The following is a 16,799-nucleotide window of genomic DNA, read 5'->3' on the forward strand; positions in this document are numbered from 1 at the left end:
CGCTACCCGCTTTAGCAACTGGAACGCGGATCGCTACATCTTGTTTCGTCACTTTCCCTGAAAGTCGTATCTCCGTTATGATGTCTCTCCCATGTGATACCAACGAAAACAAAAAAGATCGCAACCCATTAAAACCCAGGGAGCTGGATAACTTTCTATGAGTACAATCGACAATCTCGACGCCCACACCCCGATGATGCAGCAGTATCTGAAGCTGAAAGCGCAGCATCCGGAGATCCTGCTGTTCTACCGCATGGGCGACTTTTACGAGCTGTTCTATGACGACGCTAAACGCGCCTCGCAGCTGCTTGATATCTCGCTGACCAAACGCGGCGCCTCGGCGGGCGAGCCGATCCCGATGGCCGGGATCCCGCACCATGCGGTGGAAAACTACCTCGCGAAGCTGGTGAATCAGGGCGAGTCGGTGGCGATTTGCGAACAGATTGGCGATCCGGCCACCACCAAAGGACCGGTCGAACGGAAAGTGGTACGCATCGTCACGCCCGGCACCATCAGCGATGAAGCGCTGCTGCAGGAGCGTCAGGATAATTTGCTGGCCGCCATCTGGCAGGACAGCAAGGGCTTCGGCTATGCAACGCTGGACATCAGCTCCGGGCGTTTTCGCCTCAGCGAGCCGGCCGATCGCGAAACCATGGCGGCGGAGCTGCAGCGCACCAACCCGGCAGAGCTGCTGTATGCCGAAGATTTTGCCGAAGCGGCGCTGATTGAGGGCCGCCGTGGCCTGCGCCGCCGTCCGCTGTGGGAGTTTGAAATCGACACCGCGCGCCAGCAGCTGAATTTACAGTTCGGCACCCGCGACCTGGTGGGCTTCGGGGTCGAAAACGCCCCGCGCGGCCTGTGCGCGGCGGGCTGCCTGCTGCAGTACGTCAAGGATACCCAGCGTACCTCCCTGCCGCATATCCGCTCGATTACCATGGAGCGCGAGCAGGACAGCATCATTATGGATGCCGCCACCCGCCGTAACCTCGAGATCACCCAGAACCTGGCCGGCGGCACCGACAATACCCTCGCCTCGGTCCTCGACTGCACCGTCACCCCGATGGGCAGCCGGATGCTTAAACGCTGGCTGCATATGCCAATCCGCAATTCCGCGGTGCTGATCGAGCGCCAGCAGACCATCGGCGCCCTGCAGGAACGCTATGGCGAACTGCAGCCGGTGCTGCGCCAGGTCGGAGATCTGGAGCGTATTTTGGCGCGCCTGGCGCTGCGCACCGCGCGGCCGCGCGATTTAGCCCGCATGCGCCATGCCTTCCAGCAGCTGCCGGCGCTGCGCGAAATGCTGGCCGACGTCCCCTGCGCCCCGGTGCAGCAGCTGCGCGATAAAATGGGCGAGTTCGCCGAGCTGCGCGAGCTGCTGGAAAAAGCCATTATCGACGCGCCTCCGGTGCTGGTGCGCGACGGCGGCGTGATTGCCCCGGGCTATAACGAAGAGCTCGACGAGTGGCGCGCGCTGGCCGATGGCGCCACGGACTATCTCGATAAGCTGGAGGTTCGCGAACGCGAACGGCTGGGGCTGGATACGCTGAAGGTGGGCTACAACGCGGTTCACGGCTACTACATCCAGATTAGCCGCGGCCAAAGCCAGCACGCGCCGATTCACTACGTCCGTCGCCAGACGTTAAAAAACGCCGAGCGCTACATTATTCCTGAGCTCAAGGAGTATGAAGACAAGGTGCTGACCTCGAAAGGCAAGGCGCTGGCGCTGGAGAAACAGCTGTACGATCGCCTGTTTGATATGCTGCTGCCGCATCTTGCCGACCTGCTGCAGAGCGCGAGCGCGCTGGCGGAGCTGGACGTGCTGATTAACCTCGCCGAGCGCGCCGAAACCCTTAACTACTGCTGCCCGACCTTTAGCGATAAGCCGGGCATCCGCATTGTCGAAGGCCGCCATCCGGTGGTGGAACAGGTGCTAAAAGAGCCGTTTATCGCCAACCCGCTCACCCTGTCGCCGCAGCGGCGGATGCTGATTATTACCGGTCCGAATATGGGCGGTAAAAGTACCTATATGCGCCAGACCGCGCTGATTGCGCTGCTGGCCTGGATCGGCAGCTACGTTCCGGCGCAAAAGGTCGACATCGGCCCTATCGACCGCATCTTCACCCGCGTCGGCGCGGCGGACGATCTGGCAAGCGGCCGCTCAACCTTTATGGTCGAGATGACCGAAACCGCCAATATTCTGCATAACGCCACCGAACACAGTCTGGTGCTGATGGACGAAATTGGCCGCGGCACCTCAACCTACGACGGCCTGTCGCTGGCGTGGGCCTGCGCCGAGAGCCTGGCGAATAAGATAAAAGCGCTGACCCTGTTTGCCACCCACTACTTCGAGCTCACCCAGCTGCCGGAGAAAATGGAAGGAGTGGCTAACGTCCATCTGGACGCGCTGGAGCACGGCGACACCATCGCCTTTATGCACAGCGTTCAGGACGGCGCGGCGAGCAAAAGCTACGGCCTGGCGGTCGCGGCGCTGGCGGGGGTGCCGAAAGAGGTGATCAAGCGCGCTCGCCAGAAGCTGCGCGAGCTGGAGAGCATTTCGCCCAACGCCGCGGCGACCCAGGTTGACGGCACGCAGATGTCGCTGCTGTCGGCTCCGGAGGAGACCTCCCCGGCTCTCGAAGCGCTGGAGCATCTTGACCCCGATACGCTGACGCCGCGTCAGGCGCTAGAGTGGATCTATCGGCTGAAAAGCCTGGCGTAATCCTCTTATCCTCTGAACGTCACTCCCGGGCAGCAATACTTCGCCCGGGAGTGAACCGCAGAAATGGCCGCAGAAACCGGTATATTACCCCGCCCGCTGACGTAAAAAATCGATAAACGCCCGCACCCTGGTCGGCACGTGCCGCGCGTCCGGATAGACCGCATAGACCCCCTGCGGCGGAAAGCTGAGCTCCGGTAGCAGATGAACCAAACGCCCCTGAGCCAGCGCTGAAGCCACCAGCCACTCCGGCAGCAGCGCCACGCCGCTGCCGGCAAGGGCGAAGGCCATTAGCGCACTGGCGCTATCCGCCGACAGGCGCGGGGGCTTTTTAATTTCAAAGTCGATAGCCTTGCGATCCCGACCGCTAAGCTGCCAGCGCAGCGGGGTTTGCAGGCGCTCGTGAATAACCCACTCGGCCTGGGCCAGCTCTTCAAGGGTTGTCAGCGGATGCTGCGCCAGCCACGCGGGTGCGGCAACGGGCAGGATCGCAAAACGCGAGATCAGCGCCGCGCGGTAGCGCGAGTCCGCCAGCGTCCCGAGACGAATGGCGACATCAAAGCGTTCGGAGATTAAATCGGCGTGGTGCGAGGATGAAACGTGGCGCACGCGCAGCGCCGGATGCAGCTGGCTAAATTCGGCCAGGGCGGGAACGATCGCCCGCGTCCCGTACTCCGGGGTGGTAGTGATGCGCAGCTCGCCGCTCAACCCGGCGTGGCTGGCCCGCACCTCATCCTGGAGATTTTCCGCCGCCTTCAGCAGCCCGACGCCGCGCTGATAGAACACCGTCCCCGCGTCCGTCAGGGTCAGCCGCCGCGTGGAGCGTAAAAGCAGCGTCACGCCAAGCTCGCTCTCCAGCTGCCGCACGTTAAAGCTCACCACCGCCTTGGTCTGGGCCAGGGCGACCGCCGCCGCGGTAAAACTTCCGCAGTCCACCACCGCCACAAACATCGCCATACGTTGCAGATTCAGCATGCTAATTCAGCTTATTGTCAAAAATTATAAGACAGTATATCCCGCTTCGCCGCGTTTATCCCCCCGACGCAGGGGTTTAGAGTAGCGACCTTCTTTACCGGAGATCGCCATGACGTATCGCAGCAAGGTTGCCACCGTTTTTCTGCTCGGTTTTTTTCTCGACTTAATCAATATGTTCATCGCCAGCGTTGCCTTTCCCGACATGAGCCGGGCGCTTAACGCCTCCGTAGGGGAGCTCACCTGGGTCAGCAACGGCTATATTGCCGGGCTCACGCTGGTGATCCCCTTCAGCGCCTGGCTTGCGCAGCGGTTTGGCGCCCGCCGCGTTTTTCTGCTGTCGCTGCTGCTGTTCAGCGCGGCGGCGCTGGGATCCGGAATGGCGAAGTCGCTGAGCGCGCTGATTTTCTGGCGCGCGCTGCAGGGGATCGGCGGCGGGCTATTAATTCCCGTTGGTCAGGCGATGACCTGGCAGTACTTTCAGAGCCACGAGCGGGCAAAGCTCTCCGCCGCGGTGATGCTGGTCGGGCTGCTGGCTCCCGCCTGCTCTCCGGCGCTTGGCGGGCTGCTGGTGCAGACGTTCAGCTGGCGATGGGTTTTCTTTGCCAGCCTGCCCGTCGCCTTTCTGACGCTTATCCTGGCCGCCTGCTGGCTTGAAAAAGAGGCGAAGGCGACGCGTCCGAGGCGCTTTTTACACCTGCCGCTGCTGGCCGACCCGCTGCTGCGCTTCGCGATGCTGATTTATCTCTGCGTTCCCGGCACGTTTATTGGCATCAACGTCGTCGGCCTGTTTTACCTGCAAACCCTCACCGGCATGTCGCCTTCCGCCGTCGGGTCGCTGATGCTGCCGTGGTCGCTGGCATCGTTTGTGGCGATAACGCTGACCGGCAGATACTACAATCGCTTCGGCCCCCGGCCGTTTATTATCAGCGGATGCCTGCTTCAGGCGGTGGGGATCCTGCTGCTGATCGGCGTAGGCCCGCAGACCCCGGCGGTCGCCCTGATAAGCGCCTTCACCCTGATGGGCGCGGGCGGCAGCCTGTGCAGCAGTACGGCACAAAGCAGCGCCTTTTTGAATATCGCCAATCATCACCTGCCGGACGCCAGCGCGCTGTGGAATATCAACCGCCAGCTCAGCTTTTTAGCCGGCGCGGCGCTGCTGGCGACGCTGCTCAGCGTCCTGCTCCACTACTACCCCACCGCGCTGGCGTGGCGCGGGGTGTTTATTACCGCAGCCGGGGTAACCCTTATCCCCCTGCTGAGCTGCCTGCGATTCGACAACCGGGCGCTGATCCTGCGCCTGCATAGCAAAATGGAGAAGAAATGAGCGCATATTTTGAGGAAGTTCTTAATGCCCACGTGGTTATTGAAAGGTGGTTAGGCCGCAAGGAAGGAAGCGCGGAGGCGTTAATGGCCCGTTTTACCCCGGATTTTACGCTGCTCACCACCGGCGGCGCCCGTATGGACCAGCCAACGGTCAGCGATTTTTTCCAGCAGGCCGGCGGCAGCCGCGCGGGCCTGACCATCGCCATTGATAGCCTTACGGAGCTTGCCCGCTGGCACGACGGCGCGGCGGTTCTCTATCGGGAAACGCAGACCCTTCCCGGACAGGCGCCGACGGTGCGCTGGTCAACGGTGGTGTTCAGGCAGGAGGATGAGCGGATTTTGTGGCGCCACCTGCAGGAGACCTGGCAGGGGTAGAGCAAGGCAGGCCAGAAAAAGAAAAGGCCCAATCGAAGGATCGGGCCTTTTTTAAGAAAAATGTCTTATTCGCGGAATAGCGCTTCGATGTTCAGCCCCTGACCCTGCAGGATTTCCCGCAGGCGGCGCAGGCCTTCAACCTGGATCTGACGCACGCGTTCACGGGTCAGGCCAATTTCACGACCTACATCTTCAAGCGTAGCGGCTTCATAGCCCAGCAGGCCAAAACGACGCGCCAGGACTTCACGCTGCTTGGCGTTCAGTTCGAACAGCCATTTGACGATGCTTTGTTTCATATCATCGTCCTGCGTGGTGTCTTCCGGGCCGTTATCTTTTTCATCGGCCAGAATATCCAGCAGCGCTTTTTCCGAGTCACCGCCCAGCGGGGTATCCACCGAGGTGATGCGCTCGTTCAGACGCAGCATACGGCTAACGTCATCAACCGGCTTATCCAGCTGTTCGGCAATCTCTTCCGCACTCGGCTCGTGGTCCAGCTTATGGGACAACTCGCGCGCGGTACGCAGATAAACGTTCAGCTCTTTCACAATATGGATAGGTAAACGAATGGTACGGGTTTGGTTCATAATCGCCCGTTCAATCGTTTGACGAATCCACCAGGTTGCATAAGTTGAAAAACGGAACCCACGTTCCGGGTCAAACTTTTCAACCGCGCGGATCAGCCCCAGGTTGCCCTCTTCAATCAGATCCAGCAGCGCCAGACCACGATTGCTATAACGACGGGCAATTTTTACCACCAGACGCAGGTTACTTTCTATCATCCGGCGGCGTGAAGCGACATCACCACGCAACGCGCGTCGGGCGAAGTAGACCTCTTCTTCAGCCGTCAGCAGCGGGGAATAACCAATCTCACCAAGATAGAGCTGTGTCGCATCAAGCACGCGTTGCGTTGCGCCTTGCGACAGGAGATCCTCCTCGGCCAGATCGCTATCACTGGGTTCCTCTTCTACTAAGGCTTTCTCGTCGAAAACCTCAACTCCGTTCTCATCAAATTCCGCGTCTTCATTTAAATCATGAACTTTCAGCGTATTCTGACTCATAAAGATGGCTCCTACCCGTGATCCCTGAGCAAAGCACCTTCGCTAAATATCATTCAAACGTCGCCAGGACAGCTTTTTAACCCCAATGCAGAGCGGTGCTCACCGCCCCGGCGCCTTTTAACTGACGTTATGCTTATGCGTACTTCGCCAAATTATCGCTGCGGTAAATACTGCAGCGGGTTGACGGATTTCCCCTTGTAACGAATTTCAAAATGTAATCTTGTCGAGCTGGTTCCGGTGCTACCCATGGTAGCGATTTTCTGCCCCGCTTTAATTTCCTGTTGCTCCCGGACCAGCATGGTATCGTTATGAGCGTAGGCACTCAGGTAATCATCGTTGTGTTTGATGATAATAAGATTACCGTAACCGCGCAGTGCGTTACCGGCATAGACGACGCGTCCATCAGCGGTCGCGACGATAGCCTGTCCTTTACTGCCTGCAATGTCGATGCCTTTATTACCGCCCTCGGCGCCGCTAAAGTTCTCGATAACCTTGCCATCAGTCGGCCAGCGCCATGAAGAGATCGGCGAACTGGTTGACGTGCTGCTTGCAGTCGGTTGGTTGCTGCTAATAGCTGGAGCCGTAACCGGCGCAACGACCGTCGTTGCTGGCTTATTGTTCGGCAACATCTTATTAGCATTCTGTTCACCTGAGGATTCAGAATACGTAATAGTTGGTTGTGACGCAACCACTGCGGTTGATTTTTGTGCAGGATGTGCGGCCGCCGTCGCACCTCCGCTGGCCCGAGCGCTGGCCTGAGCAACGGCGTTATCGCCGGTGATTGGCTGGCCCGCGGAGTTGCCGACCTGCAGCGTCTGGCCGACGTTCAGGCCGTACGGTGCCGGGATATTATTGCGCTCAGCAAGGTCGCGAAAATCGTTGCCGGTCACCCAGGCAATATAGAACAGCGTATCGCCGCGTTTGACGGTGTAGCTGCTGCCGCCGGTATAGCTGCCTTTCGGAATATCGCCATATTTGCGGTTATAAACGATCTTGCCGTTCATGGTCTGCACCGGCTGCTGGGCCATCGGCTGAATTTGGGTCGGCTGGCTCTGAACCGGCTGCACCTGAGGCACGGCGGTAACGCCCGTTTTCGCCGGCGGGGTAATCAGCATCCCGGAGCTGGTTCCGGAGGAGGAGGCTCCTCCCGCCGAACTGACCGGCGCAGGCGGATTATTCGTATTCGAACAGCCTGCCAGCCAGAGTGAAACCAGCGATAGTGCCGCAATACGGCTTAAGGTAAATTTTGGGCTTCCCGCGCTCATTTATCCCCCAGGAATAGGTTAACTACCAATATCTTGCTTACCGGGAAACGCCCGGCCAGGACACTGAAAATGTGTCCACCCTACGCCTAAAATCAGGCAAAAAAAACCTGGAATAATCCGGGTCTCACGCCAGCTCCCCTTGTACCAGGGGAACGAAGCGAACGGCTTCGACGGTATCAATGACAAACTCATTGCCGCGACGACGGATCCGTTTCAGAAACTGATGCTCTTCACCCACCGGTAAAACCAGCACGCCACCTTCATCCAGCTGCGCCAGCAGGGCCGGCGGAATTTCCGGCGGTGCGGCGGTGACGATAATCGCATCAAAAGGTGCTCGCGCCTTCCAACCCTGCCATCCATCGCCGTGACGGGTTGAAACATTATGTAAATCAAGTTGTTTAAGGCGACGCCGCGCCTGCCACTGCAGGCTCTTAATTCGCTCGACCGAACAGACGTGGTGCACCAGCTGCGCCAGGATCGCCGTCTGATAGCCCGAGCCGGTGCCAATTTCCAGCACCCGCGACTCCAGCGTCAGCGTCAGAAGCTCCGTCATCCGCGCCACCATGTAGGGCTGCGAAATGGTTTGCCCCTGGCCAATCGGCAGCGCGGTGTTTTCCCACGCCTTATGTTCGAAGGCCTCATCGACAAACTTTTCCCGCGGTACCAGCGAAATCGCTTCGAGCACGCGCTCGTCAACGATGCCCTGAGTGCGGAGCTGATTCAGCAGGCTTTCAACACGTTTGCTTACCATTGGCTGTCTACTCCGACGCGATCGAGCCAGTCGGTGACCACTTCATGGGCCTGGTGGGCGGTTAAATCAACGTGCAGCGGCGTCACCGACACGTAGCCTTCATCTACCGCCGCAAAGTCGGTATCGGGCCCGGCATCGTGCTTCTCGCCCGGAGGACCAATCCAGTACAGGGTATTGCCGCGCGGATCTTTTTGCGGGATAACCTGATCGGCCGGATGGCGGCTGCCGCAGCGGGTCACGCGGATGCCTTTAATCTGCTCAAGGGGCAGATCGGGGACGTTGATATTGAGAATGCGCCCGGTGCGCAGCGGCTCGCGGCTGAGCGCGCGCAGAATGGTGCAGGTGATGGCCGCCGCGGTGGCGTAATGCTGATGGCCGTTTAGCGAAACGGCCAGCGCCGGAAAGCCAAGGTGACGACCCTCCATCGCCGCGGCAACGGTACCGGAGTAGATAACGTCATCGCCAAGATTCGGCCCGGCGTTGATACCGGAGACCACGATATCCGGACGGGGGCGCATCAGGGCGTTAACGCCGAGATAGACGCAGTCCGTGGGCGTGCCCATCTGGATGGCGATATCACCATTGTCAAAGGTGAAGGTACGTAGTGAAGACTCCAGCGTCAGGGAGTTCGATGCGCCGCTGCGGTTACGATCGGGTGCGACAACCTGGACCTCAGCGAATTCCCGTAAGGCCTTCGCCAGGGTCTGAATGCCCGGCGCATGAATCCCGTCATCGTTACTCAGCAATATTCGCATAGTCACCCGTTGTATTGATAAGTTCCCTTACCACGCTGGTGGCGAAGCTGCCCGCTGGCAGCCAGAAACGCAGTTCAACGGTGACGTCATCCCACCAGTTCCAGCGCATCTGCTGCGGATAGAGCAGCATCGCCCGGCGTGCCGCCTCTACTTTTTCACGCACCAGCAGCGCCTGAAGCTGCGTCTCTTCGGCCACCGCCGCCTGCTCGGCGGCCAGCGCATCGCGTTGGCTGCCCCAGTCGCCGCTGCCCGGCAGCGCAGCGGTAATCAGCAGCTCGCGGTTATTAACCCGCCCCTGCAGTTCCGCCAGCTCTTCAGGCGCAGCGACAAACCAGCTGCCGCGCCCCGCTAATTGTAGCGCATCGCCATCAACAACCTGATTAAATTCTGTTTTTTTTAATCTAATACTGACCTGCTGATTAAACAAGCCGCTACGCGCCGCCGAGAGCCAAAAACTGCGTTTATTTCGATCGCGCACCGGGGCTCCGCTCTCCGCCCAGCGCAGCGCGCCCAGCAGGTTGCTGCCGCCAATCCCAAAGCGCTGAGCGCCAAAATAGTTCGGCACGCCGCCGCCGGCGATGGCCTGCAGGCGCTGCTCGACATCATCGCGGTGGCTGACTTCGCGCAGGATCAGGGTGAACTGATTGCCCTTCAGCGCCCCAAGGCGCAGCTTGCGCTTATGGCGCGCGTACTCCAGCACCTGGCAGCCCTCGAGCTGAAACTTGCTGAGGTCGGGCATCTCTTTACCCGGCACCCGGGCGCAGAGCCACTGTTCGGTTACCGCGTGCTTGTCCTTCTGCCCGGCAAAGCTGACTTCCCGGGCATGGATTTTAAGGAATTTTGCCAGCGCGTCCGCGACAAAGCGCGTGTTGCACTCCTTTTTGAGGATCCGCACCAGCACGTGCTCGCCTTCGCCATCGGGCTCAAAGCCGAGGTCTTCTACCACCACGAAGTCTTCCGGGCTGGCTTTCAGCAGCCCCTGCCCCTGCGGTTTTCCGTGCAGCCAGGTGAGTTCGTTGAAGGCGATCATTGCGCCGCCTTACGCAGCAGCGCCACCGCTTCACAGGCAATGCCTTCGCCGCGCCCGGTAAAGCCGAGCTTTTCGGTGGTCGTCGCCTTCACGTTGACGTCGTCCATATGGCAGCCAAGATCTTCGGCGATGAAAACGCGCATCTGCGGAATATGCGGCAGCATTTTCGGCGCCTGGGCAATGATGGTGACGTCAACGTTGCCGAGGGTATAGCCTTTCGCCTGAATCCGGCGCCAGGCTTCGCGCAGCAGCGCGCGGCTGTCGGCGCCTTTGAAGGCCGGATCGGTGTCCGGGAACAGCTTACCGATGTCCCCCAGCGCAGCCGCGCCCAGCAGGGCATCGGTTAGCGCATGCAGCGCAACGTCGCCATCGGAGTGGGCCAGCAGCCCCTTCTCGTAAGGAACGCGCACCCCGCCAATAATGATTGGGCCTTCACCGCCAAAAGCGTGTACGTCAAAACCATGTCCAATTCGCATTAAGCCTTCTCCTGGTGTCGGGAACGGGTAAGGTAAAATTCTGCCAGCGCCAGGTCTTCCGGGCGCGTCACTTTAATATTATCAGCGCGTCCGGCTACCAGTTCGGGATGGAAGCCGCAGTACTCCAGCGCCGACGCTTCGTCGGTGATGGTTGCGCCTTCGTTGAGCGCACGCGTCAGGCAGTTAAAGAGTAATTCACGCGGGAAAAACTGCGGCGTCAGCGCATGCCACAGGTCGTTGCGATCGACGGTATGGGCAATGGCGACCTTGCCGGGTTCAGCGCGCTTCATGGTATCGCGGACCGGTGCCGCCAGGATGCCGCCAACGCGGCTGGTTTCGCGCAGCGCCAGCAGGCGGGTGAGATCGTCCTGATGCAGGCACGGGCGCGCGGCGTCATGCACCAGCACCCACTGCGCATCGGGCAGCGCCTGCAGGCCAGCAAGCACGGAGTCGGCGCGTTCGCTGCCGCCGTCAACGACGGTAATCTGCGGATGGGAGGCCAGCGGCAGCTGGCTAAAACGGACATCGCCGGGGCTGACGGCAATCACCACGCGCTGGACGCAGGCGTTGGTCAGCAGCGCGGCGACCGCGTGTTCGAGAATCGTTTTGTTACCGATTGAGAGATATTGTTTCGGGCATTCCGTTTGCATACGACGGCCAAAACCGGCCGCCGGCACCACGGCGCAAACGCCCGGAAAAGTGGCTGCCATGTCGTAATCCTGGGCTTATTTATCGATTATTCTGCGCCGAACCCTGATTGCGCTTAGACGCATCCGGGACCAGACGATAAAACGTTTCACCCGGGCGGGTCATACTTAGCTCGTTGCGCGCGCGTTCTTCGATAGCTTCCTGACCGCCGTTGAGGTCATCGATTTCCGCAAACAGCTGATCGTTGCGCGCTTTTAGTTTACCGTTAGTGTCCTGCTGAGCGGAGACATCGTCATTAACCCGACTATAGTCATGCAGACCATTTTTACCGAACCACAGCGAGTACTGTAGCCAGACCAGCAAAGCCAATAATAGCAGCGTTAATTTACCCATCCTGCCCCCTGAAAAACGGCATCATCATCCGATAACTCGCCCGAGCGTTTTGCTCCGACGCGCGGACGATGCCGCGTAACGCGGGGACTGTACCACATTTTTGTCGTCGATACCCAGGCTTGATTCATACGCCAAAAAGACTATCCCAGCAGCCAGAGGAACAGCAGGCCGAACATCAGTCCGATGGTTAAAATCGTCGCGCATGAGCTGTAGAGGAGTTTGCCATTCAACAACGAATGCAGCGCAATACCGACCACCACGGCAACCGGCATTAGTGCAAGGAAGAACGGCCAGGTGTAGAGAAGAAAAAACAGCGTATTGCTGCCATAGATGAGAAAGGGGATACCCAGCGCCAGCAGCCATGAGATAAATCCCACGGCGGCGCCTGACAAAGACCAGGTGGTCTCGTCATTCGCCACCGGAGGTGGTTCTGAACGAATCATACTGAGGTTCTGGGTATTACGCATATCGAATCCTGTTCACCGGGCGACCAGCATCTCAGTGCCGCCACCGTTTCAGGATCTGATAATATCTCGCTGTCTGAGCAGGTCTAATAGTTGGTGCACCAAATTTGTTACCAATTGTTCACCATCCAGATGAATTTCCGCCTTTTCCGGCGCTTCATACACGGAGTCAATCCCGGTGAAATTGCGTAATTCGCCGGCGCGCGCCTTCTTGTACAGCCCTTTCGGATCTCGCGCCTCGCAGATGGCCAGCGGCGTATCGACGAACACTTCGATAAAGCGCCCTTCCCCCAGCCGCTCGCGCACCGTCTGCCGTTCGGCGCGGTGCGGGGAGATAAAGGCCGTCAGGACCACCAGTCCGGCCTCAACCATCAGCTTAGCCACTTCACCCACGCGGCGGATGTTCTCTTTGCGATCGTCGTCGCTAAAGCCCAAATCGCTGCACAGGCCGTGGCGAACGTTATCGCCGTCCAGCAGATAGGTGCTGACGCCGGCCTGCTGGAGCGCCTCCTCCAGCGCGCCGGCAACGGTCGATTTACCGGAGCCGGAGAGCCCGGTAAACCACAGCACCACGCCGCGATGGCCGTGGCGCTGCTCGCGCTGCTGCTGAGTGACCGGATGGGCGTGCCAGACGACGTTTTCGTCATGCTGCGCCATTACTTGCCTCCCAGCAGATCGCGAGCGTCCCAGTGCGGGAAATGCTTACGGATAAGCTGGTTTAGCTCCAGCTCGAACGCGCTGAACGACGAAGCGGACGCCTGCGCGTGCTCCTGCGGTTCGCGCACCATGCCGGCGCCGACGGTCACGTTCGACAGGCGGTCGATAAAAATAAGCCCCCCGGTCACCGGGTTGTTCTGGTATTTGTCCAGCACCAGCGGCTCGTCAAAGGTCAAATCCACGAGGCCGATGCCGTTAAGCGGCAGCGATTCCACTTCCCGCTGGGTCAGATTGTTAATATCAACCTGGTAGCGAATGCCGTCCACGCGGGCGCGGGTTTTCTTGCCGGCAATTTTGATATCAAAGCTCTGGCCCGGAGAGAGCGCCTGTTCAGCCATCCACACCACGTCAATGCTGGCGCTCTGCACGGCCGGCAGGGATACCTGCGCATCGACCAGCAGGTCGCCGCGGCTGATATCAATCTCATCCTTAAGCACGATGGTGATCGCTTCCCCGGCGCCGGCTTCCAGTAGGTCGCCGTCAAAGGTCACGATGCGCGCCACGCTGGATTCCACGCCCGAAGGCAGCACCTTCAGACGCTGGCCGACCGTCACGGTGCCGGAGGCTACGGTGCCGGAGAAGCCGCGGAAATCGAGGTTTGGACGGTTAACAAACTGCACCGGGAAACGCAGCGGCTGGCTTTCGACCTGGTGATGGATCTCTACGGTTTCCAGCACTTCCAGCAGCGTCGGGCCGCTGTACCAGCCCATCTTGTCGCTCTGGCTGGCAACGTTATCCCCTTCCAGCGCGGAAAGCGGCACGAAGCGAATATCGAGGTCGCCAGGCAGCTGTTCGGCAAAGGTCAGATACTCTTCGCGAATCTGATTGAATCGCTCTTCGCTGAACGCCACGAGGTCCATTTTATTCACCGCCACCACCAGGTTTTTAATCCCCAGCAGCGTCGAAATAAAGCTGTGACGACGGGTCTGATCCAGCACGCCTTTGCGCGCGTCAATCAGCAGGATCGCCAGATCGCAGGTCGAGGCGCCGGTCGCCATATTGCGGGTGTACTGCTCGTGCCCCGGCGTATCGGCAATAATAAACTTGCGCTTTTCGGTAGAGAAATAGCGGTAGGCCACGTCGATGGTGATGCCCTGCTCGCGTTCCGCCTGCAGGCCATCCACCAGCAGGGCCAGATCCAGCTTCTCGCCCTGGGTTCCGTGACGCTTGCTATCGTTATGCAGCGATGAGAGCTGATCTTCATAGATCTGGCGGGTATCGTGCAGCAGGCGGCCAATCAGCGTGCTTTTGCCGTCATCAACGCTGCCGCAGGTCAGGAAGCGCAGCAGGCTTTTATTCTGCTGCGCGTGCAGGTAGGCTTCAACGCCGCCTTCATCAGCAATTTGTTGTGCAATTGTCGTATTCATGGCGGCTCCTTAGAAATACCCCTGACGTTTCTTCAGCTCCATCGAGCCTGCCTGGTCGCGGTCAATCATGCGACCCTGACGTTCGCTGGTCGTGGAGACCAGCATCTCTTCAATAATTTCCGGCAGCGTTTGCGCGTTGGACTCCACCGCGCCGGTCAGCGGCCAGCAGCCGAGGGTACGAAAACGTACCATCTGCTGTTTGATAACCTCGCCCGGCTGCAGGTCGATGCGGTCGTCATCGATCATCATCAGCATGCCGTCACGCTCGAGAACCGGGCGCTCTGCCGCCAGGTACAGCGGCACGATTTCGATATTTTCCAGATAGATGTACTGCCAGATATCCAGCTCGGTCCAGTTAGAGAGCGGGAACACGCGGATGCTTTCGCCTTTGTTAATCTGGCCGTTGTAGTTGTGCCACAGCTCAGGGCGCTGGTTTTTCGGATCCCAGCGGTGGAAGCGGTCGCGGAACGAGTAGATACGCTCTTTGGCGCGAGACTTCTCTTCATCGCGGCGGGCGCCGCCGAACGCGGCGTCGAAGCCGTATTTGTTCAGCGCCTGCTTGAGGCCTTCGGTCTTCATGATATCGGTATGCTTGGCGCTGCCGTGGACAAACGGGTTAATGCCCATCGCCACCCCTTCCGGGTTTTTGTGCACCAGCAGCTCGCAGCCGTAGGCCTTCGCGGTACGGTCACGGAACTCGTACATCTCACGGAATTTCCAGCCGGTATCCACGTGCAGCAGCGGGAACGGCAGGGTTCCCGGATAAAACGCTTTACGCGCCAGGTGCAGCATCACGCTGGAATCTTTACCGATGGAGTACATCATCACCGGATTGGAGAATTCGGCGGCCACCTCGCGAATGATATGGATGCTTTCCGCCTCCAGTTGTCGCAGGTGAGTGAGTCGTTTTTGGTCCATTACCGTTCCTTATAAGGCCTGTTGCACCGGGCCTAAGCCAGATTGACCACAGAAGAGTCAAAGCCCTCTGCGTTCGTTGTGTGTTGAAACCAGGCGAGCTGCTGATGGAGCTGCACCACTTCACCCACCACCAGCAGGGCCGGCATTGGGGCATCTTTCGCCAGGTGTTCCAGTTGTTCTAACGTGCCGGTCGTCGTTTGCTGATCGGCGCGCGTGCCGCGGGAGATAACCGCCACCGGCGTGTTTCTGTCGCGTCCGTGCGCGATCAGCTGCGCGCTAATTTCTGCCGCCTTCATCGTGCCCATGTAGATAGCCAGCGTTTGCTGGCTCTGCGCCAGCAGCGCCCAGTCGAGCGCCGCGCTATCCGCCTTGTAGTGGCCGGTGACGAAGGTCACGCTCTGCGCGTAATCGCGGTGGGTCAGCGGGATCCCGGCGTACGCCGTCGCGCCCGCCGCTGCGGTCACGCCGGGAACAACCTGAAAGGAGATCCCCGCCGCCGCTGCCGCCTGCAGCTCCTCGCCGCCGCGGCCGAAAATAAACGGATCGCCGCCCTTCAGGCGCACCACCGTTTTGCCCTCTTTCGCCGCCTCGACCAGCATCCGATTCGTCTCATGCTGCGGTACTGAATACTCTCCGGCGCGTTTACCGACGCAGATCATCTCCGCATCACGGCGTACCAGCTCGCGGATCTCCGGCGTCACCAGATGGTCGTAAAACACCACGTCCGCCCGCTGCACCGCCTGCAGACCGCGCAGGGTAAGGAGTCCGGCATCACCCGGCCCGGCGCCGACAAGTATGATTTCACCCGACCGCTTTTCCGGCTGATGCAGCTCATCCTCCAGCGCCTTATCCGCAGCGGCCTTATTTCCGGCAATCATCAGGCTGGCAAAGCGGCCGTTGAAAACGCGCTCCCAGAAACGACGTCGCGCCGCGGTGGTGGTGAGATGCGTTTTAATATGATGTCGCCAGTAGCTTGCCGCTTCGGCAACGCGTCCGAGGTTGGTCGGCAGCAGGGCTTCAATTTTTTCGCGGATCAGCCGCGACAGTACCGGCGCCGATCCGCCGGAAAAGATCGCCACCAGCAGCGGCGAGCGATCGACAATGGAGGGGAAGACCACCGAGCAAAGCGGCTGATTGTCCACCACGTTAACCAGGCGAAAGCGGGCGTTCGCCGCGGCAGAAACCCGCTGGTTCAGCGCGTCGTCTTCGGTGGCGGCAATCACCAGGAAAACGTCGTCGATCTGCTGTTCCTGAAACTCCTGCGCGCGCCACGCGATCTCCTGGCGTTCGACCTGTTCAGCAAGCTCATCGGACAGCGCAGCGGCCACAACCTGCACCTTCGCCCCCGCCCGGCGCAGAAACATTATCTTGCGCGCGGCAATCTCACCGCCGCCGATAACCAGCACCGGCCGCGCTTTTAATTCGGCAAATAAGGGCAAATAGTCCACGATGCAACAGCTCACTTACAATCAGTCATAGTGCGACTATAGGGTGCCACTTAGAGCAAATGAAATTACGAAATGGAATGAGTTGTTACTCAAAGGAATAAAGACATGGGAAAGCTAAGA

18 protein-coding genes are annotated in these 16,799 nt (G+C 59.7%); 4 read left to right on the plus strand and 14 right to left on the minus strand.

The features are described 5' to 3' along the window. The first annotated feature begins 157 nt into the window (after positions 1-157). On the plus strand, positions 158-2,719 hold the full coding sequence (gene mutS / locus EDF75_RS17970; RefSeq protein WP_133600378.1) for a DNA mismatch repair protein MutS: 2,562 nt from the start codon (positions 158-160) through the stop codon (positions 2,717-2,719). An 84-nt stretch (positions 2,720-2,803) separates the two neighbouring features. Here mutS and EDF75_RS17975 read toward each other — a convergent pair whose 3' ends face one another. Continuing rightward, on the minus strand, positions 2,804-3,691 hold the full coding sequence (locus tag EDF75_RS17975) for a LysR family transcriptional regulator (RefSeq protein ID WP_133600379.1): 888 nt from the start codon (positions 3,689-3,691) through the stop codon (positions 2,804-2,806). 109 nt (positions 3,692-3,800) lie between these two features. On the opposite strand from EDF75_RS17975, the gene EDF75_RS17980 reads away from it, so the two are divergent. Both EDF75_RS17980 and EDF75_RS17985 read left to right on the plus strand, forming a co-directional pair. Then, a complete protein-coding gene (locus EDF75_RS17980; RefSeq protein WP_133600380.1) occupies positions 3,801-5,015 on the plus strand; it encodes an MFS transporter in 1,215 nt (404 codons plus the stop codon). Beyond that, the gene (locus EDF75_RS17985; RefSeq protein ID WP_133600381.1) at positions 5,012-5,389 is read left to right on the plus strand and encodes a DUF4440 domain-containing protein; all 378 of its coding nucleotides are present in this window, start codon (positions 5,012-5,014) and stop codon (positions 5,387-5,389) included. Before EDF75_RS17980 ends, EDF75_RS17985 begins: the two co-directional genes overlap by 4 nt. Before the next feature lie 65 nt (positions 5,390-5,454). On the opposite strand, the gene rpoS is transcribed toward EDF75_RS17985, so the two are convergent. Next, the gene (gene rpoS / locus EDF75_RS17990; RefSeq protein WP_004866938.1) at positions 5,455-6,447 is read right to left on the minus strand and encodes an RNA polymerase sigma factor RpoS; all 993 of its coding nucleotides are present in this window, start codon (positions 6,445-6,447) and stop codon (positions 5,455-5,457) included. Between the two features lie 152 nt (positions 6,448-6,599). Further along, positions 6,600-7,661, minus strand: coding sequence for a murein hydrolase activator NlpD (gene nlpD, locus EDF75_RS17995; protein ID WP_347876911.1), 1,062 nt, complete (start codon positions 7,659-7,661; stop codon positions 6,600-6,602). Here nlpD and EDF75_RS27510 point away from each other — a divergent pair. Beyond that, positions 7,603-7,734: a peptidase gene (locus EDF75_RS27510; protein ID WP_241723694.1), complete on the plus strand. Its 132-nt coding sequence runs from the start codon at positions 7,603-7,605 to the stop codon at positions 7,732-7,734. The genes nlpD and EDF75_RS27510 overlap by 59 nt on opposite strands. A gap of 102 nt (positions 7,735-7,836) precedes the next feature. Here the strand turns inward: EDF75_RS27510 and EDF75_RS18000 are convergent, their stop codons facing one another. The 11 genes from EDF75_RS18000 to cysG all read right to left on the minus strand — a co-directional run bounded on the left by EDF75_RS18000 (position 7,837) and on the right by cysG (position 16,670). Then, positions 7,837-8,463, minus strand: a complete 627-nt coding sequence (locus EDF75_RS18000) for a protein-L-isoaspartate(D-aspartate) O-methyltransferase (RefSeq protein ID WP_133600383.1) — start codon at positions 8,461-8,463, stop codon at positions 7,837-7,839. Continuing rightward, a complete protein-coding gene (gene surE / locus EDF75_RS18005; RefSeq protein WP_133600384.1) occupies positions 8,457-9,218 on the minus strand; it encodes a 5'/3'-nucleotidase SurE in 762 nt (253 codons plus the stop codon). The genes EDF75_RS18000 and surE overlap by 7 nt, the downstream gene beginning before the upstream one ends. Next, positions 9,199-10,248, minus strand: coding sequence for a tRNA pseudouridine(13) synthase TruD (truD, locus tag EDF75_RS18010; RefSeq protein ID WP_133600385.1), 1,050 nt, complete (start codon positions 10,246-10,248; stop codon positions 9,199-9,201). Before truD ends, surE begins: the two co-directional genes overlap by 20 nt. Next, positions 10,245-10,724 (minus strand): 2-C-methyl-D-erythritol 2,4-cyclodiphosphate synthase, encoded by a 480-nt coding sequence (gene ispF, locus EDF75_RS18015; RefSeq protein ID WP_041146943.1) that lies wholly within the window; start codon positions 10,722-10,724, stop codon positions 10,245-10,247. Before ispF ends, truD begins: the two co-directional genes overlap by 4 nt. Continuing rightward, positions 10,724-11,434, minus strand: coding sequence for a 2-C-methyl-D-erythritol 4-phosphate cytidylyltransferase (gene ispD / locus EDF75_RS18020; protein ID WP_115192025.1), 711 nt, complete (start codon positions 11,432-11,434; stop codon positions 10,724-10,726). Before ispD ends, ispF begins: the two co-directional genes overlap by 1 nt. A 19-nt stretch (positions 11,435-11,453) precedes the next feature. Then, positions 11,454-11,765 carry a cell division protein FtsB gene (gene ftsB / locus EDF75_RS18025; RefSeq protein ID WP_045857570.1) on the minus strand — a complete coding sequence of 104 codons (312 nt, stop codon included), beginning with the start codon at positions 11,763-11,765 and terminating at the stop codon, positions 11,454-11,456. A gap of 140 nt (positions 11,766-11,905) precedes the next feature. Then, complete coding sequence (locus EDF75_RS18030; RefSeq protein WP_041146946.1) at positions 11,906-12,232, minus strand: DUF3561 family protein; 327 nt, start codon at positions 12,230-12,232, stop codon at positions 11,906-11,908. A 48-nt stretch (positions 12,233-12,280) separates the two neighbouring features. Further along, the gene (gene cysC, locus EDF75_RS18035) at positions 12,281-12,886 is read right to left on the minus strand and encodes an adenylyl-sulfate kinase (RefSeq protein ID WP_133600386.1); all 606 of its coding nucleotides are present in this window, start codon (positions 12,884-12,886) and stop codon (positions 12,281-12,283) included. Further along, complete coding sequence (gene cysN, locus EDF75_RS18040) at positions 12,886-14,313, minus strand: sulfate adenylyltransferase subunit CysN (RefSeq protein ID WP_133600387.1); 1,428 nt, start codon at positions 14,311-14,313, stop codon at positions 12,886-12,888. Before cysN ends, cysC begins: the two co-directional genes overlap by 1 nt. 9 nt (positions 14,314-14,322) lie before the next feature. Beyond that, positions 14,323-15,231 carry a sulfate adenylyltransferase subunit CysD gene (gene cysD, locus EDF75_RS18045; RefSeq protein WP_041146949.1) on the minus strand — a complete coding sequence of 303 codons (909 nt, stop codon included), beginning with the start codon at positions 15,229-15,231 and terminating at the stop codon, positions 14,323-14,325. Between the two features lie 32 nt (positions 15,232-15,263). Then, a complete protein-coding gene (cysG, locus tag EDF75_RS18050) occupies positions 15,264-16,670 on the minus strand; it encodes a siroheme synthase CysG (protein WP_166646212.1) in 1,407 nt (468 codons plus the stop codon). Positions 16,671-16,799: the final 129 nt, after the last annotated feature.

This window comes from Klebsiella sp. BIGb0149 (genome assembly GCF_004362605.1).
Taxonomy (GTDB): Bacteria; Pseudomonadota; Gammaproteobacteria; order Enterobacterales; family Enterobacteriaceae; genus Klebsiella; species Klebsiella terrigena.

Coding starts and splice junctions, on each gene's coding strand:
- EDF75_RS17975 (WP_133600379.1), bottom strand. CDS start 3,691: ATGCTGAATCTGCAACGTATGGCGATGTTTGTGGCGGTGGTGGACTGC.
- EDF75_RS18030 (WP_041146946.1), bottom strand. CDS start 12,232: ATGCGTAATACCCAGAACCTCAGTATGATTCGTTCAGAACCACCTCCG.
- EDF75_RS18000 (WP_133600383.1), bottom strand. CDS start 8,463: ATGGTAAGCAAACGTGTTGAAAGCCTGCTGAATCAGCTCCGCACTCAG.
- ftsB (WP_045857570.1), bottom strand. CDS start 11,765: ATGGGTAAATTAACGCTGCTATTATTGGCTTTGCTGGTCTGGCTACAG.
- ispD (WP_115192025.1), bottom strand. CDS start 11,434: ATGGCAGCCACTTTTCCGGGCGTTTGCGCCGTGGTGCCGGCGGCCGGT.
- rpoS (WP_004866938.1), bottom strand. CDS start 6,447: ATGAGTCAGAATACGCTGAAAGTTCATGATTTAAATGAAGACGCGGAA.
- mutS (WP_133600378.1), top strand. CDS start 158: ATGAGTACAATCGACAATCTCGACGCCCACACCCCGATGATGCAGCAG.
- truD (WP_133600385.1), bottom strand. CDS start 10,248: ATGATCGCCTTCAACGAACTCACCTGGCTGCACGGAAAACCGCAGGGG.
- EDF75_RS17980 (WP_133600380.1), top strand. CDS start 3,801: ATGACGTATCGCAGCAAGGTTGCCACCGTTTTTCTGCTCGGTTTTTTT.
- cysC (WP_133600386.1), bottom strand. CDS start 12,886: ATGGCGCAGCATGACGAAAACGTCGTCTGGCACGCCCATCCGGTCACT.
- EDF75_RS17985 (WP_133600381.1), top strand. CDS start 5,012: ATGAGCGCATATTTTGAGGAAGTTCTTAATGCCCACGTGGTTATTGAA.
- surE (WP_133600384.1), bottom strand. CDS start 9,218: ATGCGAATATTGCTGAGTAACGATGACGGGATTCATGCGCCGGGCATT.
- cysN (WP_133600387.1), bottom strand. CDS start 14,313: ATGAATACGACAATTGCACAACAAATTGCTGATGAAGGCGGCGTTGAA.
- ispF (WP_041146943.1), bottom strand. CDS start 10,724: ATGCGAATTGGACATGGTTTTGACGTACACGCTTTTGGCGGTGAAGGC.
- cysD (WP_041146949.1), bottom strand. CDS start 15,231: ATGGACCAAAAACGACTCACTCACCTGCGACAACTGGAGGCGGAAAGC.